Here is a 21,938-nt window from a genome sequence, read left to right as displayed (position 1 = left end):
ACGGCGTCGGCCGGGCCGGGCTCAGGCGTGGGGGCTCCAACCTCCCAAGCGGGCAAGCAGCCGCCGTGCTGCCCCCTCACTCAGCCCCAAGGCGGTCGCGGCCTGCCCCGCGTCGCGATCGCTGCGGGCGCCGCGCGCGGCCCAGTAACCCAAGCGCCCAGCCAGGATCTCCAGCGCGCGTACCGCCCGGACGCCGCCGACCGGGGAGGTCGCAGTTAGCTTGTCGATCTCCACCTCCACCTGCTCGAGCAGCACAGTGACCGTCTCCGGTAGGGGCACGGCCCGGGCCGCGACCTCAGCGGTGTGACCATCCCAGTCCCGCTCACACGCCGCTGCTTGCCCGTCCCCCGCCTCAGCGAGCTCGTCAGCGCCGGTCATCTCCCACTCCAGGCGGTGGCGCTGGCCGGCCCAGCCGCACGAGCACACCGCGCGCAGCACCGCCGCGCGCGGCCGGCCCTGGCGGCCGTCGTACACGCTCCACTGCGACACCGACCGCCCGCCCGGGCCCGAGACACTGTCGAAGTACACGGGGTCTGGGACAGTACCGTCCTCCACGAGCACGCCGACCGCGCCCTCGTGCGAGGCACCGAACTCATCCGTCACCCACGACTCCCGCTCCACCCGCCCAACTCCTCCACGCTTCGCACGATCCCCAGGCTGCCCCCGGAGCCGCACCCGATCCTGCCCCGCCGAGCCGGCTGGCCACCGGTCGCGGACCCAGCAACAGCATCTGTTGGGCCGTCGCCAGCCCGGGCGCCAGATGCGGCCCTGGGGCCTACACCTGGGCTTCCAGGAGGATCAGGGTCATCTCGTCCAGGAGGCGTTGAGGGCTCGTGCCCCGCTGCTGGGCCGACTCCGTGACCAAGAGGGCGCACAGGCGGCCGAGAGCTCCGATCGCCTCGGCGACGACCAGGCCCTCGTGCGCATCGGGGTGCCGCTCGCCCAGGCGGGAGACGACCTCGTGTGCGCCGGAGGCAAGAAGGCTGTACTCCTTCAGCCCACGGCGAGTTCCTCGCCCGCGAGCCGCGTGATCTCGATCGCGGCGATCAGTGCATCATCCGCGAGGTTCGCAGTCGTCATGGGGAAGATCGTGACGGCCCCGGCTGCCACCACGTGCCGCGAGCGTAGTCAGCGAGCAAAGGTCCCCCGAACGGCGTAGCCGCGGACCGGCCGTCTACTCGTCGGGGTCGGCGTGACGCTCGATGACCGACACCGTGGCGGGGCACCGGAGTTGTGACATTTTGCTGGTCAGGGAAGCACCGACCCCTCGACCGGCCGACAGAAACGGTAAGCCGCAGCCCCGGGCTGGCTGGCTTGCCAGAGCGATGGCCGCCGGCTGCCCCTCCACGCACCATGCCGCCCTGGGCCGCGCCCCGACCGGGGGCGGCGGAGAGGCCAAGGCGACGGTCAGAAGGCGGTCACACCGGCCTTGCGCCGGCCGCTGCGCGGTGCGTTCGGCCGGGCCCATGCGGCGGATCCTCGGCGACGCCGGGCACGCAGAAACGAATACGCAAGGTAGTCGTCGTGTACGTGTTGTGACGGTCGTGCCGCTCGCCCTCAGGAGGCCGCATTGCGCACACGCGCCATCGTCACCGCCCTGGCCGCTCTGGCCACCACCGTCGGCGGGCTGCTGGCCCCGCCCGCCGCCGCCACCACCCCGCCCACCCGAGCCGGTTCGCCCGTCCCGGCGCTCGCCGCATCAGATGGCGAGGTGGGCTCTCGCATGGTCACCACCTGGGATCCGCCAACCCAGTCCCCGGCCCTCGCGGCGGCCGCCGCCGCGGCCGCTACCGACTGTCCGGAACTGTCGCGCACCGCCAACTGCGAGACCCACACCATCCACGGCGACATGATCAAAGACGGCGTGATCACGGGTGTATCGGACGCGGTCATGTTCGCCGCCTGGCACACCAACGCCCGCGAACGCACCTTCACCGTCACCATCCACATCACGTACGTGTCCGCCGCCGGCACCGCGGTGGGCATCTCAGACCTCACCACCGCCTCCTGCACCGGAACCTGCACCGCATCCGGATTCATCTCAGGCCCCGGGGCCGCCGCCGGAGTGGAATACGAGGGCGTCCTCAGCTTCACCGACGCCGTCGCCACCAACCAACAGCACCAGAACACCCCCGTCTTCACCACCACACCCATCCTGCCCCCCGACTACGAGGCCGTAGCCGGCAGCGGCGACTCCCGCACCACCATGCGCTGCGACAACCAACTGCGCGGCGTCCGCGCCGGCTGCATCGTGAAGGACGCAACCCCCACCGTGGACATGTCGGGCCTGCCCAAGATCGCCGAGAACATCCGCGGCATCCAGGCCCGCGGCGGCTACGGCGTCCCCGGCGACGACGCCCGCGCCCTGCACCGCATCACCCGCGAAGCCACCATCAACGGCAACCGACGCGCCGTCTGCAGCCGCCGCGTCGTCGGCCAACCCCCCTCATCCGGCCTGTCCTGCGACGAGTACCCCTTCGCATCCACCAAGGAAGGCGGCACCGCGCTGGGCTCGTTCTACCGCGGCGTGGCCTGGGTACCCAGGGCCGAGCAGAACAGCCAAGGCGGCCTGCTGAGCTCCTTCTACCGCACCAACCGCGTCCTGGAAAACGACCCCTTCTGGGTCAAAGCCTGACCAACACCCCCGCCCAGAGACCGGCCCGGCCAAGGCCTCCCCCACCGTCCTCACCCGGACCGCAGGGAGGCCTGCCGGCCCGGACCCCGCCGACTGGAGAAGCACACGTGACGACGCTGCTGGTCCGCACCGACTACACCCACCCCCACGCGTGGAAGAACCTGCTCACCACCGTGCAGACCCCCAACACCGACGGCTTCCTCGCCGACACCGTCACCCTCGACGACCCCGCCTACCGCGACCTGCCACCCGAACACGTCCTTCAACGACTGGCGGCAGACCAGCCAGACCGCCTCGTCGCACTCGCCGACACCACCACCCTCACCTCCGACGAACTACCCATCCTCGTCATCGACCGCTTCGAGGAACCACACCAGTCGCTGCGCGTCACTGCCGACCAACTCTGGTCCATCGACAACAACCTCACCCTCGGCAACATGGACTACGAGGAATTCGTCGAAGCAGCCCACGACGACGGCGTCTTCCGCGGCTTCTGACCGCGCCCGAAGTACCGCTGACCCGCCGGGGGCCCAGCTCGGGGTACCCGCTGCATGGCCCTGCCGGCGTCGGGCGGCTGGCAGAACTCGGTCGGGCGGCTACGTAGCCGAAATGAGCTCCGCCTCCGTGCCGCCGCAGCCAGCCGCGACGTCCAGCAGGCGGCCACCCGCTCCAGCTCGTCGACCGCCAGACCCCAGCGCAGCTTCGTCGCCGTCCACTCCGCGCCGTACCGGAACAACGCGTGCGGCGCCGGAGGGGGCCACTGCGAGGGCTCCGTGTCGCCCTGGCCCGGTTGGTGGTGACCGTGACCGCCACCAGCGAGGCCATCACACCCTGGTCGTTCGCGTACGTCTCCTGCGCGCTGGCGTCCACGCTGATGGCCCAGCTGGCGGAGGACACCATTGCACCTGTGCGGCATTCCCGGCCACGGGCTCCGGTGCGGTGGCCTGGGAGGGTGTTGGCGTGGGTGGGTGGCGAAGGCTGTGATGCATCCTTGCGGCGCGGCCTTCGCCTGCGCGCGGTTCGGCTGCGTGTGCCACGGGCGGGGGGCCTCCACCACCTCCGCCAGAAGCCTGAGAGCCGCCACGGCACCCCCGGCGTGGGATTCCTACCGCATCGCCCGTAAGAGCATCGAGCCCTCACAGCGGCTGACCTGTCCGGGATACAGAACGCTGTTTGGCGGCGGGCACCGATCGTCGGCGCCCGCCGCATGCCGCTCACTTCTCCGCGGTCAACCGTTCGGCGTACGGTGCGAGGACCGCACGGAGATCGTTGTCAGAGACGTCGCCCGATCCTCCGACCCCGTTCCATCCAACCATTTGATAAAGCGTCTCGACGGGCACTTTCAAGCCCCGAAAGAAAGCAGCGGCAAAGGGGAAGAAAGCGGGGCTTTCCCCCAGCTGCGACACTACCCACCGGGCGATGTCGACGACGTCGACCCCCCGCAGGGCCTGCTCTCTTACCCCGTCTCCCAGCACTTGACTGTTCATTCTCGGAAGAACACCACCGTCACCTTGTCGTAATTTCCGGGTGTTCCCTCGCGTTTCTCGATCTCGATTCTCCCAGTAAAGCCGTACTTTCCCGCCATCTTTCCCGTGAAAGTGAGCCGAGCAGCCTCTTCGTGGGAGAGCTTGAGGCTCTGGATTCCCGCATTGAAGCTGCGGAGGTTGTCGGCTATATCCTGCGAGTCGTCCCAGACTCCGCCGCCGACCCAGGTTCCACGGACTCCCTTCGCCTTGTCACCGAGCGCGGCCATGGCCTCGATGAACATCTCGGCTCCGGTGGGCGTCTTCCCGTCTACCGCCTTGATGTAGAGATTGAGAACGCCCTCCTTGTCGATGGACGCCATGAGGCCGCCAGCGCTGGTGCCCCCGTAGTCGTTGAGGTATTCCGTGTCGCACGACGAGTTGTGGACGAGGACCGGCGTGGTGCCCACCAGCACGTAGTACGTGTGGAGATCGTTGACGGTCAGGTTGTAGGCGGGCTGGAGGCCCTTCCAGTGGCTGACCTTGCCGACCTGGATGGTGGTGCCGACAGGGGTGCGCAGGGCGTCGCCTACGCGGAGGTCCGCGGCGTCGGTCCAGCGCTTACGGTTCTGCACCCAGTACGGGTGGTGGTCTGTCGAGGTGAGCGGGGCGGCCGACGCGTCGCCCCGCAGCTCGATGTCCGTGAAGTCGCGATCGTCCGGCGTGTAGATCTTGGCCTCGACGACGCGCGGACCGGTGGTCCCGGTCTCGGGGTCGGTGGCCTGGATGAGGTCGCCGGCCGCGATCTTCTCGATGGGCTTGGTGGTGCCGTCGCCCATCAGGACGCGCGTGCCGGCCGGGAAGCTGTTCTTCCCCACGCAGGGGGTGGTCTTCCAGAGATTGGCGAGCCGCTCGTAGAGTTCCTTGGCCTTGGGGCCGTACTTGTCGGCCCACTTTGCGAACTTGACGGCCGCCGCCCCCCAGCCGAGGACGGGGATAGCTGCTGCGCAGGACAGTGCTGCGTCCTGCCACATGCCTTCGCGGCCGGTGGGCAGGAAGTGCTCGATGGTGCCTTCCAGCGCATACGTTCCGCAGTTCGCCAGATCCGCGACTTCGCCGGGGCCCGGAAACAGGCCGAGTAGGTCGAGCTCGGCGTGGATGACGTCCATGGGGTGGACGCCGAATTCGGGCGCGAGCACGAGCACCGGGCCGAGAGGCCCTTGGACGACGAAGCTCACGACTGCCACGCCGTAGATGAACCAGCTCTTCTCCTGCTTCTTCTGAGCGGCTTCGAAGCGCAAGCGTTCCTGTTCGGCCTTGATGTACTCGTCGTGCATGTAGCGCTGGACTGTGGCGTCGTATTTGCCACGGGCCTGCTCGGCGCTCACGCCGGCGTTGACGGCCGAGGTGTAGGTCTGCTCGGCAGCCCGGTAGGCGCTCGCGGCGTACTCTGCCGCGACCTCGGCAAATGCCTGGGCGTCGGCGGCGGCGGTGCCGGCACGTTGGGCACTGCTCTCGGCGTCGACTTCGGCGCTGCGAGCCTTGGTCGCGGATGTGGCTGCCGCCCTGGCGGATGCGCCAGCGCGATCTGCGGCCTTCTTGGCGTCCTCGGCGTATCCGGCGGCCTTGTCTGCATAGGTGGCGGCCGTTTGGGCGTGGCCGGCGGCTTGGTCGGCGTATCCCTGGGCGGTGGCCGCGATCCTGGCGGCTTCGTAGGCGTCCTGATTGGCCTTGGCCGCGGTCTTGGCCGCGTCGGCGATGATGGCTTGGATTTCGGCGACGTGGGCGGCGTTGAGTTGGTCGCGGCGCTGGGCGCGGAACTGGCCGGTCGTGATGAACGAGCGAAGTGCGGTGTCCGGGCTGGCGAGCGCAACCTCCGCTGCGGCCTTGACCTCGGGGCTGCCGCCTTCGGCGAGGCGGGCTGCTTCGACGCGGTCGTCCTCGATGCGGGCCTGGTGCTGGCCGGTCAGGAGGAAGGCGGCCAGGGCCTTGGGGTCGGGGTTGTCGAGGGCGGCCTTTGCGGCCTCCTTGACTCCGGTCCCGCCGGCCTCGGCGATTTTGGCGACTTCGACGCGGTTGTCGGGAGCGGCGACCTGGTACTGACCGGTGGTCGCGAAAGTGTGGACGGCCGAGGCGTTGCCAGCCAGGGCAGTGGTCGCTGCGGTGCGGACGTCCTGGAGCGGTGAGTCCTGAGACAGGCGGAAGACGAGGTCGCGATCGTCCTGCTCTTCGGCCTTCCTCCAGTCGATGAGGACGTAGGAGACGACGGCCGTGTCGTCGCCGGCGAGGGCGGCTTGGGCGGCGGAGCGGCCCCATGGGCCGCGGATGTCGAGGGCGGTCAGGGCCATGGTGCGGCCGGTGGCCGCGATGTCCTGGGTGCTCGCCCCGGGCTGGGCGGCCTGGTCGGCGAGGGTGTTGAATTGGGTGTCGAGGTTGGCGGTCTGCTGCTTCAGGCGTGCCGCCTCGGCCTTGGCGTTGTCGTACTTCGCCTTGGTGTCGCGGGCCTGGTTGACCTGGGTCTTGGTGCGGGCGGCGACTTCCTCGGCCTCGGTGGCCCGGGCTGCCGCCTGGATCTCCTGGGCCTTCTTGACCGCGGCGTCGGCCATGCCGGCTGCGTTGAGTGCCTCGTCGGCGTCGGCCTTGGCCTGGGTCGCGGCCTTCTGCGCGTCGTTCGCGTAGTCGGCGGCGTGGCGGGCAGCGGTGGCGGCCCGTCGCGCGTGGGCCGCAGCCGAACGCGCGGCGTCACGGGCCTCGCGGGCCTGGGTGGCGGCTGCTGCGGCGTGGGTTTGCGCGGCGGCAGAGGAACGCTTGGCCTCGGCCGCGTGTCGGCGGGCCGCGTCCGCTGCAGCGACGGCTTCGTCGGTATCGGCCCCGGCCTTCTGGGCCCACCCGCTTGAATCCTGCGCGTGCATCGCGGATTCCGTGATGTCGTCGGCCGCGTTGAGCGCTGCGGTCAGGGCGACGTTGGCGTGCGTCAGGGTCTGGAGCATCGCGTCGGCGGAGTCGGCGACCTTCTCGGCCTGGTCCGCCGCCGCGGTCGCGTCTTCGGCAAGTTGCTCGTTGACCCTGCCGGAAGCAGCCGCCTGCCACGCCTTGGCGGAGGCCTCCGATGCGTAGAGCGCGGCGGTGGAGGCGTTGTGCGCGGCGATGATCGCGGTCTGGGCGGCGGCGTTGGCTGCCCTGGCGGCGGCGATCGCTGACTGTGCGGCTGCGGCGGCGCGGCGTGCGGACTCGGCAGCACGGCGGGAAGCGTCCTGCGCCTTGGCCGTGTCGTGCTGGGCGGCCTGCGTCTCGGCGGCTGCCTTGGCGCTCTCCTCCTTGGCCAGGCGGGCGGCGTCCTTGGCCTTGTCAGCTTCCTCCTGCGCGCTCTTCTTGGCCTTTTCGGCTGCCACACCGGCGGCTGCGGTCTGTTTGGCCAGGTCGGCGATGGTGGCGTGTTCCTGGTCCTGCGCTGCGGCAATGTATTGGCCGTAGGTCAGGAAGTCGCGAACGTCGTCGATGGAGCCCTTCAGGGCAGCGGCGGCACCGCGCTTGGTCGCTGGGCCTCCGGTGGCTTCGAGTTGGGCGACGCGCACGCGGGCGTCGTCGTCGCGCTGGCGGTACTGGCCCTCTGTGAGGAAGGAGCGGAGGTCTTCGGCGGTGCCACGCATCGCCTTATCCCCGGCCTCGCGGACCCCTGCTCCGCCGGCTTCGGTGATGCGGGCGGCCTCGACCTGTTCGTCCTGGGCCAGCGGGGCCTTCCAGCCATCCTTCATGAAAGCGGCTAGGGCCTCGGGCGTGCTGGCCAGCGCTTGTTGGGCGGCTTCACGCAGGCCGGGGCCTGCGTCGGTGATGAGCTTGAGCGCGGCCTCGCGCAGGTCGAGGTCCTCGGCGACCTTCTGGCCTTCGGCCAAGTAGGCGCGAACCTGCTCGTCCGTTCCGGCGAGCGCCGCTCCCGCGGCCGACTTGACCGCCGGGCCTCCGGCCTTCCAGTGCTGGAGTACTTGCTGGCGCGGGGTCAGTGGTGATGTGGGCGGGTCGTCGGCTGCGGCTGGTGCGGCCGAGATGAGTCCGGCGAGCAGCGCTAGAGGAAGCAGGCCGCGTGCGGCCGTGAAGGCCGTAGCGGATCCCCTCCCCCAAGCTCTGTTCCGCCGCACTGGGTTGTGACGCACGAAACGTTCCCCCCTGTGATGGTGTGGCGTGCCCGTACACGGGGCAGGGCCGGCTCCCTGGCTGTGATGGAAGGGGGCCGGTGGCGTCGTTGACGTCCTGCCTGTGCGCGGGACGGGGCCCGCCGCCCTCCTGTGATTCGGCTTCCCCAGGCCAGAGGACGGCGGGTCCCGCTCCGGACCGTCGGTCCGGCGCAGTTCTTGGTCGATCACCAGCGAAGATCAACTCGATGGCAGCAGGGTTGTACACCCCGAATGCGTCTTTACCCTCTCTTTAAGAATTAAGGTTCGCCTGGAGTCACGACGTGCGTCAGGACTTCCGATGCGCCCCCGCACCGGGCTCGACACCGCGAGCCGCCGCCACAACCATGCAGCAGGCCTCCTCCCAAGCCCCCTGCGCGTAAGGCAGGTTGGGCTCGGGGGCCGGACCGAGCCAGGCGGGAAGTGTTGGCCAAGAGTGCGGGTATGCTGCTCCGCGGCCCCCCAGGCACTCGTGACCCTCCGCATCGACGCGGTGTGGTCGCTTCAGTCCATCCCCCTTCGTCTTCCGCACGTTGGGGTTGCCTTGGAAGGCCAGACGAACTCTTGCGTATTCGCAGATGGTTGCCCGCAGCCACGTTGACCGCATCCCTCGCCATCGCCGCGCCGGCTCCGCTCGCCTCGGCTGAGACGCCGACGCCGACGCACACAGACGCGCCATTCAGCATCGAGGACGGCGCCTACCCGTTCCGCTCCGCAATTCTCACCGCCACCGGGGCCGACCTGATCGCCGGCGACGGCAACATCACCCACACGTCGTGCTCCGGTCCGCACCAGATCATGGTCTGGGCGCGGAACCTCAAGACCAGCGACTCCCGCATCTGCTTCAAAGCAGCCACCACCGGCTACCTCGAAGTCAACATCCCCCGCGCCTACCGCATCGAGACCGACGACCGCGACCTGCACGCGGACATCTCCATCGCAGGCACAACCACGGGCCTCGACATCCCCAAGGACACCAGCAAGGCCTTCGGCGAGGCCAGCCCCACCGACCCGAAGCAGGCCGTCCTGCTGAAGCTGCGCATCGCCGCCACCGCCCCGCCTGCCCGCCTGTCGGCAGATCCGGACCTAGCCTTCACCTCCAGGCTGCACATCGGTGACACCGAAGGCGGCCGGAACTGCTCGGCCACCGTGGTCGACGAGCTCTGGCTCGCCACCGCCACCAGCTGCTTCGCCAACAAGCCCGGGGACCCCGTACCCGCGGGCAAGCCCGCGATGGACACCACAGCGTCCCTCAGCGACGGCACGGTCGTCGCCGTCGACGAGATCGTCCCCCGCGCCGACCGCGACCTGGCCCTGGCCCGGCTCGCGCGCCCCATCACGGGCATCACCCCCGTCAAGATCGGCCGCAGCGCCCCGGCCCAGACCGGCGAGCTGGTAACGGCGGGCTTCGGACGTACCGCGACCGAGTGGATGCCGACCAAGGCACACCGCGGGTCGTTCAACGTCACCGCCGTCGACACCGCCACGCTCACCTTCACCGGCAAGGCCACCGGGACGGACACCGTGTGCAAGGGTGACGCCGGCGGCCCCGTCCTTCGCACCATGGACGGCGAATTCGAACTGGCCGGCATCACCAGCACCTCATGGCAGGACGGCTGCCTCGGCGCGGACGATACCCGCAGCGAGGCCCACGCATCACGCACCGACGACATCCGCACCTGGATCGCCCAGACCATCGACTCCACCGTCTTCCTGCGCAACGAGGGCTCCGGACGAGCCCTGGACGTCGCAGGCACGGCCACGGCGGGCGCGCCGGTGCACACATGGGACTTCTGGGGCGGCACCAACCAGCAGTTCACCACCACCGAAGCCAAGGAGCTGCGCGTGGGCGGCCTCTGCCTGGATGCCTCCGGCGGCGTCAAGGCGGGTGCCGACATCATCGCGTGGCACTGCAATGGCGGCGCGAACCAGAAGTGGAACCTCAACGCCGACAACACCATCACCGACGCCACCAGCGGCCTCTGCCTCGAAGCCCGCGGGGAAGGCACCACCAACGGCACCCCCGCCAGCCTGTGGTACTGCAACGGCGGAGCCCACCAGCGATGGAGCACCGCACCGCACCGCAGCGCCCAGCTCTCGCTGCTGGCCGCGGGTGCCGGCACGATGTGGGGCCAGACCAAGAACGTGAACGGCGGGGCGTTCGCCGATTCCTGGGGGCGGGTGGACGGTGCTGCCGTTACCCGTCTGACGAGCGTCACCTCCGGTCGGATCGTTCGCGTGTACGGCGTCGCGGGCGGCCGCGTCTACAGCCAGGACCTCGACACCACCACCGGCCGCTGGGGCGGCTGGGGCGAAGTGCCCGGCGGCGGAGGCGGTGTCAAGGACATCTCCGCCAGCATCGTGGGCAACACCGTGCACCTCCAGGCCATCGGAGGTGACGGCGCCCTGTGGACCCAGGTCGGCGACTACACCGCCGGCCGCTGGAACCCCACCTGGTCCCGGGTCGACAGCAGCGAGCTGACCGACGTCACCAGCGTCGCTTCCGGCCGTACCGTCCGCGTCTACGGCGTCGCGGGCGTCCGCGTCTACAGCCAGGACCTCGACACCACCACCGGCCGCTGGGGCGGCTGGGGCGAAGTGCCCGGCGGCGCCGCCGGCGTCCAGGACATCTCCGCCAGCATCACCGGCACCACCGTCCAACTCCACATCATCGGCGGCGACGGCGCGGTCTGGTCCCAGGTCGGCGACTACGCAGAAGGACACTGGAACCCCGCCTGGACCCGCGTGGGCGGCGCACACCTGACCCGCCTGACCACGAGCGTCACCGGCGCCACCGTCAGCCTCTTCGCCACCGGAGACGACGGGAAGATCACGACCGCCTCCGTCAACACCGCAACCGGCGACGCATCAAACTGGCAGGCGATCCCCGGCACCCTCACCACCAGCGACGACGTCAGCGTCAGCATCACACGCTGACCCATCCCCGAAATGCAACGCCCCCGGCCGTCAGACACGGCCGGGGGCACCCACGAAAGAGACCGCAAACGATGCCCCAACATCCGGCAAGCCGGGGCGTTGACTGGCCCGGAGAGGCCGCGGCCGCCGGGCAACCAGGGGCAATGTTCTACATGTCCGCGGTCACACTGCGGGCAGGGGGCAGACTGGGTCGCCCGGCACGGCCACGGTGCCGCCGCCACGAGGGCCTGATCTCCGAGATCGATGCCAAGCAGCAGGCATAGCCCAGGCCTCTTTTGAAAGCATCTGCAGGGGCGTCACCATCGACGGCCTGACCCACCGGAGAATCCCGAGGCAGCAATCCGTGTGCCGCCGGGGCCAGCCTCGCGCTCAGGCGTGGGAGGCCCAGCCTCCCAGGCGGGCCATCAGCCGACGGGCCTCGCGCTCGCTCAACCCCAGGGCCGCAGCGGCCTGCCCCGCGTCGTGATCGCTGCGAGTGCCGCGCGCAGCCCAGTAGCCGAGCCGCCCCGCCAGAACCTCCAACGCACGTACCGCCCGGAGAGCAGCGACCGGGGAAGTGGCGGTCAGCTTGTCGATCTCCACCTCCAGCCGCTCCAGCAGGACGGTGACCACCTCGGGCAGGGGCACGGCCTGGGCCGCGACCTCGGCGGTGTGCCCGTCCCAGTCCCGCTCACACGCCGCCGCCGGCCCGTCTCCCGCCTCGGCCAGCTCGTCGCCGCCGATCATCTCCCAGTCCAAGCGGTGCTGCGGGCCGGCCCAGCCACACGAGCACACCGCGCGCAGCACCGCCGCGCGCGGCCGGCCCTGGCGGCCGTCGTACACGCTCCACTGGGACACCGACCGCCCGCCGGGCCCCGAAGCGCTGTCGAAGTACACCGGGGCCGGTACGGTGCCGTCCGCCAGGAGCGCGCCGACCGCGCCCTGGTACGAGACACCGAACTCCTCCGTCGTCCATACGTCCCGCTCCACCTGGAGTCCCCTCTTGCTCACGATCCTCGAGCCGGCCCCGAACGCGGCCTCAAGCCCGAGCCTCCCCCGCCGCAGCGGGCCACCCACCGGTCACCGACCCAACAACCACCGTTGTTGGGTCGGCGGCCAGCGGATTCGCGGCTGTCGTGCAGATGGGGCCGCCGGAGTCGCCACTCCGCCTCCTGCCGGCCGGGAGCGGCGCTCAGCCGGAGTAGCCTCCAGCTCGGGTGCATCCACCCAGATCCGAGGCAGGGTGGGACCGCCTGAGGTGTGCCCGCCCGACTCCCCCTCGATGAGGCACCCAACACGCCCCCACCCGCAGAACAAGCAGCCTTCGCAGCCGTGCTCGAGACCCGCGGACGCTTTGTTTCATCGTCCGATAGCGGCAGCGCAACAACCCTGCACGGGCCGAGGCTTGGACCCGCCGATCGCCGGCCGGCCGACGCAGCTGTCGGCCTGTCCTGGGGAGGAATACATGATCATGCGCAGAGGTAGGCGTTCAGCGGTGGTGAGCGGAGTGCTTGCCGCAGTGACGGGTGTGGGGCTCTGGCTGGCGCCTGCGGCGGCCGCGGACAGCTCGCGTTCGGTGTACTACTGCGGCTCCTGGCTCAACAAGCGCTGCGGCTACGGGGGCGTGACGGACAACAACCTGCGGGTCTTCGCCTGCGACACGTACGCCAACGGCGAGGGGTTCTTCACCCAGTGGTGGCTGACGAACGGCGAGAGCGGCTGGGTAGCTGACCCCAACGGGTCCGAGGCGGGCTGCGGGGAATGGTGGGCCACCGGGGCGAGCCGCGTCGCCTCCTATCAGGCCTGTACCAACACACGTCCCCCGATCTGCAGCGAGCGGATCTGGCTGTAGGGGGTCGTTGCGGGCCGAAAGCCGCAGCGGCGCGCCGGCCACCGAAGCAGGCCCCCAGCCGGAGTAACCACCAGGCCAACCGCGCGTTGGGATCGGCGTGACGCTGGATGACCTCTACACCGACATCGTGGCCGAAGAACTCGACAACGACACCGCGCCGCCGCGGCTGCCGATGCTCACCCACCGCGAAGCCGAACTCACCCTCGCCCTGTGCAGCGCCGTCGCTGAAGGCGAGATGAACGAGGATGTACGCGCCATCGCTCGCGCCCTCACCACCCGCCTCGGCATGCGCCTACCCGCCACCTGACCATCCCCCCGCCCCGCCCAGGGCCCGGGGCTTCAGTCTCGGCGGCGGGGGATCCTCCCGCGTCGTCCACCCCGGCTCGTTCTGCTCCCCCAGCGGCGCGACCGGCGTCACCTCCGCAGGTACCCCGATGGTCTGCGGGCCCGGCTCCGACGGCCGCAACCGCTGGCACCGGGCCTGAAGGATCTGGCCTTGATAGGGCCCAGCGGCAGCTTCAAACCCGAGGTACCTCGGCGGCCGCCCCGGCCCGAACCACCTCCAGTACACGAGCGTGGAGCAGCTCGAGGCCGCCGGCCGGGACCGGGGTGGGGCTGCCGGTGAGGGTGTACCACTCGTCCGCGCCTGTGTACTGGATCAAGACGCGGGCCAGGCCGTCCGGGGCCGGCTCGGTGCGTATGGTGACGTCGCCGGTGATGACGCCGACCTCGTCGGTCATCGCCCCGCCGGGCCCCGCCTTCACCTCATCTGTCAGCGCCCGCTGGTGCGGGTGGGGGGTGGTCATGAGGTGCAGGTGCCCAGCATCGTGGTGAGCTTGTCCTTCTCCGACGCGGTCACGGTCAAGTCGTAGTGGGACTTCACGTTCGTCCACGCGGTCGCATACGTGCACCAGTACGTCGTGGCCGGCGGCTGCCACTCGTCCGGGCCCTGGTCTCCCTTGGCCCGGTTCGTAGCCGCGGACACCGCCAGGAGCTGCGGTCGGACCAGGTCGTTGGCGAAGGCCGAGCGACGGGCGTCGTCCCAGGTGTCGGCGCCTGAGCGCCACGCGGTGGCCAGGGGCACCATTCGATGTCGAGCTTGCCCGCGTCGGTGATCGTCTTGTTGTCGTACACCGACACCCACGTGCCGGAGGTCGCCTTGCACTCGCCGTCGCGCTTGACGTTCGCGCCGTCCCGCTCGAGGACCGTTTCGCGGGCGTCGCAGGACTCCCCTTGGGAGATCCAGTGATTGAACCTCGCCCGCGAGTAGCCCTTCATCGCGTGCTGCTCGGCCACCCTCAGCCCGGCGAGCTGCTTCTTGGCGACCACGGCTGTCGACAGGCCCGGAAGCTTCCTCGCCCCCGCCGGGCCGCCGGCCGGGGCCGGGGAGACCACTGGCTGCCCGGAAGCCGCCGACTTGGTCGCCGGGCGCTTCCCGTCACCGCCCGGCAGCGACTTGGTCTCCTGATCCGTACAGCCCACCGACCCCACAGCCAGCAGACCAGCTGTCACCAGGCCCGCCAATACCTGCATCTGACGATGCACAACCCACCCCAAATTTGGTTGATCAACACACTCCGGGGCGACCCTACTCGCCTCGACCTCGCCCCCAATGTTTTCGGCGGGATGAATGAGGGCCAGTGGGGCGGCGAGTTCGGGAGCCATTTGTGATTTTGTGAACAGGGATCGAGCGTCCCCACCCAGGGCTGATGAGCACCTGCTGCTTCACTCCATCGAGTGACCACAGTTCTGGGCGGAAACACACCGCCTAGGAGCTATCAGGGTAGGTCGGAGATATTGGTACCGGGTGGTAGCAGGAGTCCTGCGGGCGCTGTTTGCAGGCCGAAGCGAGGGGGGTGGGTGAACGCTGCGGTACGGGAAAGATCGACGGTACCGCCAGTGAAGCGGGCGGGCGGGACTGTGACGTGGAGGCTCTCCAGGCGATGTTCGCCGAAGTCCACGACGGTGCCGGTGAAGGTGGCGCCGGCGAAGTCGGTGAGACCGTGGGAGAACTCCGCGTCCTCGAAGCGAATCTCTGCTGCGCTGAAGGCGGCGTCGCGGAAGTTCACACGGGCGCCGGTGAAGCGGGCGCTGTCGAAGGTGACCCAGCCGCCACTGAAGACAGCCCGGTCGAAGCGGACGGAGCCGCTGCGGAACTCGGCGAGGCGGAAGTAGACACAACTCCCGTCGGCGAATTCGACCTCGTCGAAGACCACCTGGTCTCGATCGTGACCGACGAAGAGCGCCTTGACGAAGATGATGTCGCCGCCGATGAAGCGGGCGCCGCGGAAGTACGCCTCGTCGAGCACGGCGCCGGTGAAGTCGAGATCGTACCCCTGCCAGGATTCAGGCGAGTCGTCTCGCAGATGGGCGGCGATGAGCCGGAGGACGGTCTTGCGTATCTCACGTTCGCGTTGCCAGGCAACGAAGGCCGGCTCGTCGGTCGGAGGATCCGGCGCATAGGGCATCCTCAGGTAGCCACAGAGCACGTCGATGCAGGTCTGACGCTCCTGGCGCCACTCGTCGGCGAGTCGGGCCATGGCATACGCACCCGCCATCCGGGCCGCTGGTTGATCCGCCCCGAGCTGATCGGCTGCGGCCCCGAATCGGTCGGTGAAGGCCCTGCCGTGCTCACGCTCCTCACTCACCTCATTGAGATGCTGGCGCCGGTAGCCCACGACCAGAGCCACTACACCGCCGGCTCCGGCGACGATCGCCAGTGCGATCTTGATGCCGTCGTAAATGTCTCCGGGCTTGAGGGGTCCGGCCACGTGCAGCCGAGGTGCACCCAGAAGCCGCCAGAGCACTGCCGCGACGATGCCAACTGTGAAGGCGGACAGGAAGAGTACAGCCGCAACGTGCAGGCTCAGCGACCAGCGCATCACGCTTCGAGGATCTGAACCTGAACGCTCGCCGCTGGTCGCCACACCGTCAGCCTAGAACCGGTTACAAGATCAAGGAATGGCGTCGGAACGAATTCCCGGCGGAGCGAACCACTCCGCCCAGTCGCCCTGAGTCCGCGACGAACAGTCACTCGGCTCTGACGGCCATTCAGCTCAACGTAGGCGACGCAGTCGATCCGGTGGAGGCCCTTTGGACGCGACCTCCGAGCAGCACCGCCCGACAGCCCAGGCAAGCACCCGCTCGGCGGCCCGCCCCGTACGACGGCGGGCGCGAGGGGGGACCGCCACGACGACGCAGGCGCGTTTCTGCGTTGAATCACGGCGCCCGGCCCGGTGAGTTGGCCCCGCGCGCCTATCGGGACCGTCGCCGGGCTCGCTACATCGGCCTTTGTGATCAAGAACCTGACGACGCGCGGCCTGCCCGCCCTCGCTCTCGGCCTCCTGCCCCTCTTCACCACGGCCCCCGCCGCGAACGCCGCCCCCGAGGCCGCGCCGGCCGGGGTCCCGACGGCGGCCAGCCCGACCGCCGTGCGCGCTCCCCTTCCGTTGTCCCTCGTCACCGCCGCCGGCCGTGCCGCGATGGTCGGTGCGCTGGATCAGCGTCAGCCACGCGCAGGCGGGAGTGGCTCGGGCCGTACTCCGCTTCCAGCTGCTCCTCAAGGCGGTCCACGAGGACGACCGGCGGTGGGCGCGTCCCCGGCCGCGCGCACGACCCATAGCACCGGCCACGCGGCACGGTGCTCGTCGGGAACGAGCATGGTGGGCAGAGGCGACCGGCCCCCGCTCGGCGGTCAAGGCCGGCGTCGGGGCGAGGAGCGCAGCAGGAGTGGGGCTGCGGACGGTTCGGGGTGGGTGGCGCGTCAAGAACGGGGCCGTCCGAGCAGACGATCATGTTCCAGGGGGTAGGGAGGGCCGGTTCGGCCACGCGGGCGCGCACCGTGTGCCCCGCGCGGGTGCAGCTGACCGGGGGAGCCGCCGGCCGCGGGCGGTGCCTTGGGCTCCGGCTTTGTCACACCTCGATGTAAGCCACGACCACCACGGTGCGCAGGGCGGTGACGAAGTAGAGGATGCGTACGGCTTCGACCTCGTCGGTGTACTGGCGCAGCTGGGGGCCGGCCGTGTCGCCGGGGATCGGTTCGCCGATGTCGGGGTCGACGGAGAGGACGACGAGAGCGCGGTCGACGGCGTGGAGCTCGGCCTCGGTGGTGATGTCCTCCAGCTGCTTGGCAGCGGAGTCGGAGAAGGCGATACGGGCGCGTCGAGGGCCGTGAGAGGTGGGCATCAGGCGACGGCCGGGCGCTGGGCGGCGAGGCGGTCCAGGTGGGCTGCGCGCAGTTCTTCCCACGGGGTGCAGTCCTCCACCGCGGGCAGGCCGTTGGTGGCGACGTCCTCCAGGACGGCGGCTAGGCGGTCGGCGTCGGCCCTTGTCTTGGCCGCGAACGCGCGCAGGCCCTCGGCAGCCGCGGGCTCCAACTGCAGCCGGGATTCGGTCGCGGCGGGGACCTGCTGTTCGCTCATCGAAGGCTCCAGAGGGCAGAACTGGCGTGTCCTCCCACCGTATCGCCGCTGCCAAGGCGAGGGGGACCCTTCGAAGAAGCCGCAAGGCACACCCGCGGGGGGCGGCTGCGCAACCGGGTCCGCCCCTACCTCGAGCACAGCAAGGCCAGGAAGAAGGTTCTAGTCCTGGTCGCGGCGCCAAGGCCGATCGCCTGGACGCAGCAGCGTCTGCGGCGGCTTACCGCTCGCACGACGCTGGCCGGCCGTGGAGACGCCCACGAACACCAGCGTCAGAAAGCCCACCACGCCCAGCGGCCAGGCGATGAACCAACCGCCGATGAACAGCAGCAAGCCCACCGCCACCAGACCCCTCATCCAGTCCGGCCCCTGCGCCTCAGCCATCGCCGCCCCCCTCGATCGTCGAGGGCCACACCGTACGCCCAGGGGCGTGGTGGTCGTGGCCCGACCAACGGATCAGGGTGTACGACGCGTCTCCATACGCGGTGCGCGTCGGCAAGCTAGCCGGGCCACACCAGCGCTCTGTCCGTCTGGGGACGACAGACCGGCCTCACCTGCTACGGGGCGGGTGTGAACTCCACCTCGGTGCCGCCGCAGCCGGCCGCGATGTCCAGCAGGCGGTCCCGCTCCAGCTCGTCGACCGCCAGGCCCCAGCGCAGCTTCGTCGCGGTCCACTCCGCGCCGTACCGACACAGGGCCTCCGCCGACGGCGGCAGCCACTGGGCCGGGTCCTGGTCCGCCTTCGACCGGTTCGACCGCGCCGTCACCGCAACCAGCGAGGAGGGCTGGCCGAGGTCGTTGGCGTACGCCTCCCTGCGCGCAGCCGTCCACGCCGAGGCCCCGGAGTCCCACGCCTCGGCAAGCGGGACCATGTGGTCGATGTCCAGCGCGCCGGCCGGCGTCACGAGTTGCTCGTCGTAGTAGGACCACCAGGCCCCGCCCGTCAGGGTGCAGCCCGGCCCGACGGCTGGGGCTTCGACGGCCTCCGCGATGAGGACCTCCTGGCGGGTGTTGCAGCCGTCCGTCGGGTTCGCGCCCGCGTTCCAGTGCTTGAAGCTGGTGCGCTGGTAGCCCGTACGATCCTCGACCGCGAGCGGCAGGGCGGACACCGCGGCGCCGATCGGGAGGACCTGCGCAGCCGCGCGGCCTTCCTGCTCGGTGGCGTGGGCGGTTGTGGCGGGCAGGGACAGGGCGAGGGCGGCGGTCGCCGCGGTGGCGGCCCGCACGATCGTGATCATCACGCAGCGGTTCTACCGACCCCGGTGGGACCGGCAACAGGGCCTGGAGCAGCAGTTCACTCCCCCGGGGCGGACGATTCACCGGCGAAACGCCACTGCACACCGCCGAGGTAGAGGCCCGCGCGATCGCGATCCGGCCTTCGGGCTCAGGCGTGGGAGGTCCAGCCTCCCAGGCGGGCCATCAGGCGCCGCGCCTCCCGCTCGCTCAACCCCAGGGCCGCTGCGGCCTGCTCCGCGTCGTGATCGCTGCGGCTGCCGCGCGCAGCCCAGTAGCCCAGGCGCCCGGCCAGAACCTCCAGCCCGCGTACGGCCCTAAGGGCGGCGACCGGAGACGTGGCGGTCAGCTTGTCGATCTCCACCTCCAGCTGCTCCAGCAGGACGGTGACCGCCTCGGGCAGGGGCACGGCCTTGGCAGCGACGTCGGCGGTGTGTCCGTCCCAGTCTCGTTCACACGCTGCCGCTTGCCCGTCCCCCGCCTCTGCCAGCTCGTCGCCGCCGATCACGTCCCAGTCCAAGTGGTGGCGCGGGCCGGCCCAGCCGCACGAGCACACCGCGCGCAGCACCGCCGCGCGCGGCCGGCCCTGGCGGCCGTCGTACACACTCCACTGCGACACCGACCGCCCGCCGGTCCCCGAAGCGCTGTCGAAGTACACCGGTTTAGGGACGGTGCCGTCCGCCAGGAGCACGCCGACCGCCCCCTGGTGCGAGACACCGAACTCGTCCGTCGCCCATACGTCCCGCTCCACCTTGAATCCCCTCACGCAGCTGCTGCACGACCCCCGGGCCGACCCCGACGCCGTCCCACCCCCGAGCCTCCCCCGCCGCGGCGGGGCCGCACCGGTCAACGGCCCAACAACCACGGTTGTTGGGTCGGCGGCCTGGGGACCCGAGGCTGTCGGGCCTGCGAGTGCCGCCGGAGGGACGCCGTTCCGTCTCCTGCCGGCCCGGAGCGCGCGCGCAGCCGGAGTGGCCGCCAACTCGGCGCACGGATCCGCCCGGATGCGAGGCGTCTCCGCTCCCTCAGGCGGCGGCGCCGCTGCGGCGGCCCGGACCGGACCGCTCGGCACGGCGGATGCCGCCGGGCGTACCCGGTCGCGGGCATGGGTGTGTGCCGAGCGGCCTCCCCTGCCGCCCGGCACACACCGGCTCCCCCACGACCGACCCCCGCTACCCCTCCACAGCGACGGCCAGCCCGGCCGTCCGCTCAGTGACGGTGGTGGCGACCCCAGGAGGCGGTGTCGACGACGCGGCCGCGGTCGTCGCGCAGGGTCGCGGTGTCGGAGCGGTTGTCCCACACGTAGTCGTCGCGGTCCTGGAAGAGGTCGGTGCGGGAGTCGCGGCCGTGGCCGGTGTGGATGCGGATGGTGTCCCGACCGCCGAGGCGGATGTCCTTGAAGCGGTAGCGGTTGCCGTCCTCGTCCTTCAGGGTCCAGCCCTTGAGGTTGACGCCGTGGCGGGAGTTGTTGGTGATCTCCACCCACTCGCCGTTCAGGGAGCGGTTCGAGCCGTCGTCGCGGCCGGGGCTGTCGGCCTGGACCCGGCTGATCTCCACCTGCGGCCGCTGCTGGTGCCGGCGGTCACCGTCGTCAGCAGAGGCCGGCACGGCCACCGCGGCAACGACGGCACCCGCGGCAAGGACGGTGGCGGCGATACGGCGGGTGGACGACGCAAACGTCATGTGATGCTCCCTCAAGAACAGGCATTCACCCGCCGATACAAGGTGCGTAGCGGCCTGGGTGCCCGACCCCTTGGTGGTGCCGAGGAGCCAAATACTCGACCCCGGACGACGCCGGCTGTAGGGGCCCACCAGGGCTGTTACCGGACGTGGATATTTCCGTCACGGTCGCCTGCATGGTGCACGCAACTCGCTCGTACGTGGCCCTGACATCCGATGCCTGATGCACCCACCCGCCACCCAAACGGCGCCCACGATCATCACGCACCGGCGCACCACCCGGCGCACAAAACCACCCACCCCACCATCCGGAGTAGTTGATTCCGTAATAACTGTTCTGCGGGTTTCTTCGCACAGATCTACTAAAACCGCATAAATCTCCGCATGCCGCAGCCATGCGCCGCCGACGCGCCGCCGCACCCCGGGCGTTGTTGGGCAGCGAATGACCCCGTACCCCTTCCGCGTCGACCGCAGCACCTTCCTGCGCGCCCGCAGCGGCCTGTGCCTGTGCGGCCCCGGACCCACGCCGCCACCGAGGGCCATGGAACCCCTCTACGCCGCCGGCCGCGCTCACCCTCGTCCAGGCCCACCTCCGCGCGCCCCTGGACGGGAGACTGCTCTCGCGTGAGGGTGCTAGCGGTGCGTACGTGCGCCGGCACGGGGGCTGGCTGGCTCGGCAAGGAACCGGTAGGCGTGGAGCGGCGCGCCGCTGCCCTCGCCATCGTCGACCCGGATTGGAATCCAGGTGCGCCCGGGTAGGCGGCGGCCTGGCATCGCTTCGGACCTCCGGGTCTGGGGTGCCGCTCCATCACCGACGCGACGGCGCAGGCGCGGTGCCCGCCGCACCCCAGACGTCGGTAGGTGAACCCGAGCCTGTACCCGCTCAGCCACACAACGCACTTCCATGCCCGGCGCCCGCCCGCACCGGATACAACAAGGACGACCCTGTACGGAAGGAACGCCCCCGCATGACCGACGACCGCTGCCCCGCCGCGCACGACGACGACGAGACACCCTGTGCCGGACCACACGATGCCGTCACGATCCGCGACGAGCACGGGACCGAGTCCGACGCGTGCGAGATCCACGGGCCCCGCATGCTCGCCTCAATCACCGGGGCAACGGTCTGGCCCGGATCCGTCCCCGACGCTGCGACCCGCGTGCACGCAGCCGCCGGTGCGACCCATCCGTTCCCGTGGCTACTCGACGCCCCGCGCACCCGTCCGGACCAGCTAGCCCACACAGCGAGCCAGGCACACACCCCCGACTGACCCCACCACACACGGACCGGGTGGCCCCCGGGGCAGTTCGCGGTCAGCCGGAGTAACCGACAACGCGACCGTGCGTTGGGATCGGCGTGACGCTCGACGACCTCTACACCAACATCGTGACCGAAGAACTCGACACCGACACCGCCCCGGTGCGGCTGCCGATGCTCACCCACCGCGAAGCCGAACTCGCCCTCGCCATCCTCACCGCCATCGCCGACGGCAACACCAGCGAGGAAGTACGCACCACCGCCCGCGCCCTCAGCAGCCGCCTTGGCATGCGGCTGTCCACCACCTGACCCGC

The 21,938-nt window shown here is 70.5% G+C and carries 19 protein-coding genes; 7 read left to right on the top strand and 12 right to left on the bottom strand.

Annotated features, from left to right (window positions below):
• Positions 1-21: 21 nt before the first annotated feature.
• Complete coding sequence (locus ACIQCH_RS13505) at positions 22-603, bottom strand: hypothetical protein (RefSeq protein WP_402580812.1); 582 nt, start codon at positions 601-603, stop codon at positions 22-24.
• 967 nt (positions 604-1,570) lie between these two features.
• Between ACIQCH_RS13505 and ACIQCH_RS13500 the strand changes: the two genes are divergently transcribed.
• Positions 1,571-2,635, top strand: coding sequence for a NucA/NucB deoxyribonuclease domain-containing protein (locus ACIQCH_RS13500; protein WP_402580811.1), 1,065 nt, complete (start codon positions 1,571-1,573; stop codon positions 2,633-2,635).
• Between the two features lie 107 nt (positions 2,636-2,742).
• Positions 2,743-3,132 (top strand): DUF6924 domain-containing protein, encoded by a 390-nt coding sequence (locus tag ACIQCH_RS13495; protein ID WP_402580810.1) that lies wholly within the window; start codon positions 2,743-2,745, stop codon positions 3,130-3,132.
• Positions 3,133-4,118: 986 nt separating this feature from the next.
• On the opposite strand, the gene ACIQCH_RS13490 is transcribed toward ACIQCH_RS13495, so the two are convergent.
• The gene (locus tag ACIQCH_RS13490; protein ID WP_402580832.1) at positions 4,119-8,234 is read right to left on the bottom strand and encodes a polymorphic toxin-type HINT domain-containing protein; all 4,116 of its coding nucleotides are present in this window, start codon (positions 8,232-8,234) and stop codon (positions 4,119-4,121) included.
• A gap of 630 nt (positions 8,235-8,864) precedes the next feature.
• Between ACIQCH_RS13490 and ACIQCH_RS13485 the strand changes: the two genes are divergently transcribed.
• Positions 8,865-11,204, top strand: coding sequence for a ricin-type beta-trefoil lectin domain protein (locus ACIQCH_RS13485; RefSeq protein ID WP_402580809.1), 2,340 nt, complete (start codon positions 8,865-8,867; stop codon positions 11,202-11,204).
• Positions 11,205-11,573: 369 nt separating this feature from the next.
• Here ACIQCH_RS13485 and ACIQCH_RS13480 read toward each other — a convergent pair whose 3' ends face one another.
• Positions 11,574-12,194 carry a hypothetical protein gene (locus ACIQCH_RS13480; protein ID WP_402580808.1) on the bottom strand — a complete coding sequence of 207 codons (621 nt, stop codon included), beginning with the start codon at positions 12,192-12,194 and terminating at the stop codon, positions 11,574-11,576.
• 496 nt (positions 12,195-12,690) lie between these two features.
• Between ACIQCH_RS13480 and ACIQCH_RS13475 the strand changes: the two genes are divergently transcribed.
• Together ACIQCH_RS13475 and ACIQCH_RS13470 are read left to right on the top strand one after the other, a co-directional pair.
• Entirely contained in the window at positions 12,691-13,035 is a 345-nt protein-coding gene (locus tag ACIQCH_RS13475) for a hypothetical protein (RefSeq protein ID WP_402580807.1), read from the top strand.
• A 97-nt stretch (positions 13,036-13,132) separates the two neighbouring features.
• Positions 13,133-13,342, top strand: a complete 210-nt coding sequence (locus ACIQCH_RS13470) for a hypothetical protein (protein WP_402580806.1) — start codon at positions 13,133-13,135, stop codon at positions 13,340-13,342.
• 211 nt (positions 13,343-13,553) lie between these two features.
• Here ACIQCH_RS13470 and ACIQCH_RS13465 read toward each other — a convergent pair whose 3' ends face one another.
• The 9 genes from ACIQCH_RS13465 to ACIQCH_RS13425 form a co-directional block, all read right to left on the bottom strand.
• On the bottom strand, positions 13,554-13,841 hold the full coding sequence (locus ACIQCH_RS13465) for a hypothetical protein (RefSeq protein WP_402580805.1): 288 nt from the start codon (positions 13,839-13,841) through the stop codon (positions 13,554-13,556).
• Positions 13,838-14,122: a DUF1524 domain-containing protein gene (locus tag ACIQCH_RS13460; protein WP_402580804.1), complete on the bottom strand. Its 285-nt coding sequence runs from the start codon at positions 14,120-14,122 to the stop codon at positions 13,838-13,840. The genes ACIQCH_RS13465 and ACIQCH_RS13460 overlap by 4 nt, the downstream gene beginning before the upstream one ends.
• Positions 14,123-14,813: 691 nt before the next feature.
• Positions 14,814-15,962 carry a pentapeptide repeat-containing protein gene (locus ACIQCH_RS13455; RefSeq protein WP_402580803.1) on the bottom strand — a complete coding sequence of 383 codons (1,149 nt, stop codon included), beginning with the start codon at positions 15,960-15,962 and terminating at the stop codon, positions 14,814-14,816.
• A 985-nt stretch (positions 15,963-16,947) separates the two neighbouring features.
• Positions 16,948-17,220 carry a hypothetical protein gene (locus tag ACIQCH_RS13450; RefSeq protein ID WP_402580802.1) on the bottom strand — a complete coding sequence of 91 codons (273 nt, stop codon included), beginning with the start codon at positions 17,218-17,220 and terminating at the stop codon, positions 16,948-16,950.
• Positions 17,220-17,456: a hypothetical protein gene (locus tag ACIQCH_RS13445; protein ID WP_402580801.1), complete on the bottom strand. Its 237-nt coding sequence runs from the start codon at positions 17,454-17,456 to the stop codon at positions 17,220-17,222. The genes ACIQCH_RS13450 and ACIQCH_RS13445 overlap by 1 nt, the downstream gene beginning before the upstream one ends.
• A gap of 159 nt (positions 17,457-17,615) precedes the next feature.
• Positions 17,616-17,837 carry a hypothetical protein gene (locus tag ACIQCH_RS13440; protein WP_402580800.1) on the bottom strand — a complete coding sequence of 74 codons (222 nt, stop codon included), beginning with the start codon at positions 17,835-17,837 and terminating at the stop codon, positions 17,616-17,618.
• 173 nt (positions 17,838-18,010) lie between these two features.
• Positions 18,011-18,691 (bottom strand): HNH endonuclease family protein, encoded by a 681-nt coding sequence (locus ACIQCH_RS13435; protein ID WP_402580831.1) that lies wholly within the window; start codon positions 18,689-18,691, stop codon positions 18,011-18,013.
• 146 nt (positions 18,692-18,837) lie between these two features.
• On the bottom strand, positions 18,838-19,452 hold the full coding sequence (locus ACIQCH_RS13430) for a hypothetical protein (protein WP_402580799.1): 615 nt from the start codon (positions 19,450-19,452) through the stop codon (positions 18,838-18,840).
• A 443-nt stretch (positions 19,453-19,895) separates the two neighbouring features.
• Positions 19,896-20,369, bottom strand: a complete 474-nt coding sequence (locus ACIQCH_RS13425) for a lamin tail domain-containing protein (RefSeq protein WP_402580798.1) — start codon at positions 20,367-20,369, stop codon at positions 19,896-19,898.
• A gap of 965 nt (positions 20,370-21,334) precedes the next feature.
• On the opposite strand from ACIQCH_RS13425, the gene ACIQCH_RS13420 reads away from it, so the two are divergent.
• Positions 21,335-21,637 (top strand): hypothetical protein, encoded by a 303-nt coding sequence (locus tag ACIQCH_RS13420; RefSeq protein WP_402580797.1) that lies wholly within the window; start codon positions 21,335-21,337, stop codon positions 21,635-21,637.
• A gap of 86 nt (positions 21,638-21,723) precedes the next feature.
• Positions 21,724-21,933, top strand: a complete 210-nt coding sequence (locus ACIQCH_RS13415) for a hypothetical protein (RefSeq protein WP_402580796.1) — start codon at positions 21,724-21,726, stop codon at positions 21,931-21,933.
• Positions 21,934-21,938 lie beyond the last annotated feature (5 nt).

It is taken from the genome of Streptomyces sp. NPDC093225 (genome assembly GCF_044753805.1).
In the GTDB taxonomy this organism is placed as follows: domain Bacteria; phylum Actinomycetota; class Actinomycetes; order Streptomycetales; family Streptomycetaceae; genus Streptomyces.
This window is presented reverse-complemented; position numbering and strand designations above follow the sequence as displayed.

Bases quoted from the DNA above. Each gene is read 5' to 3' on its own strand.
- ACIQCH_RS13465 (WP_402580805.1), bottom strand. From the start codon at position 13,841: ATGACCACCCCCCACCCGCACCAGCGGGCGCTGACAGATGAGGTGAAG.
- ACIQCH_RS13460 (WP_402580804.1), bottom strand. From the start codon at position 14,122: ATGGTGCCCCTGGCCACCGCGTGGCGCTCAGGCGCCGACACCTGGGAC.
- ACIQCH_RS13450 (WP_402580802.1), bottom strand. From the start codon at position 17,220: ATGCCCACCTCTCACGGCCCTCGACGCGCCCGTATCGCCTTCTCCGAC.
- ACIQCH_RS13445 (WP_402580801.1), bottom strand. From the start codon at position 17,456: ATGAGCGAACAGCAGGTCCCCGCCGCGACCGAATCCCGGCTGCAGTTG.
- ACIQCH_RS13440 (WP_402580800.1), bottom strand. From the start codon at position 17,837: ATGGCTGAGGCGCAGGGGCCGGACTGGATGAGGGGTCTGGTGGCGGTG.
- ACIQCH_RS13435 (WP_402580831.1), bottom strand. From the start codon at position 18,691: ATGATCACGATCGTGCGGGCCGCCACCGCGGCGACCGCCGCCCTCGCC.
- ACIQCH_RS13425 (WP_402580798.1), bottom strand. From the start codon at position 20,369: ATGACGTTTGCGTCGTCCACCCGCCGTATCGCCGCCACCGTCCTTGCC.
- ACIQCH_RS13420 (WP_402580797.1), top strand. From the start codon at position 21,335: ATGACCGACGACCGCTGCCCCGCCGCGCACGACGACGACGAGACACCC.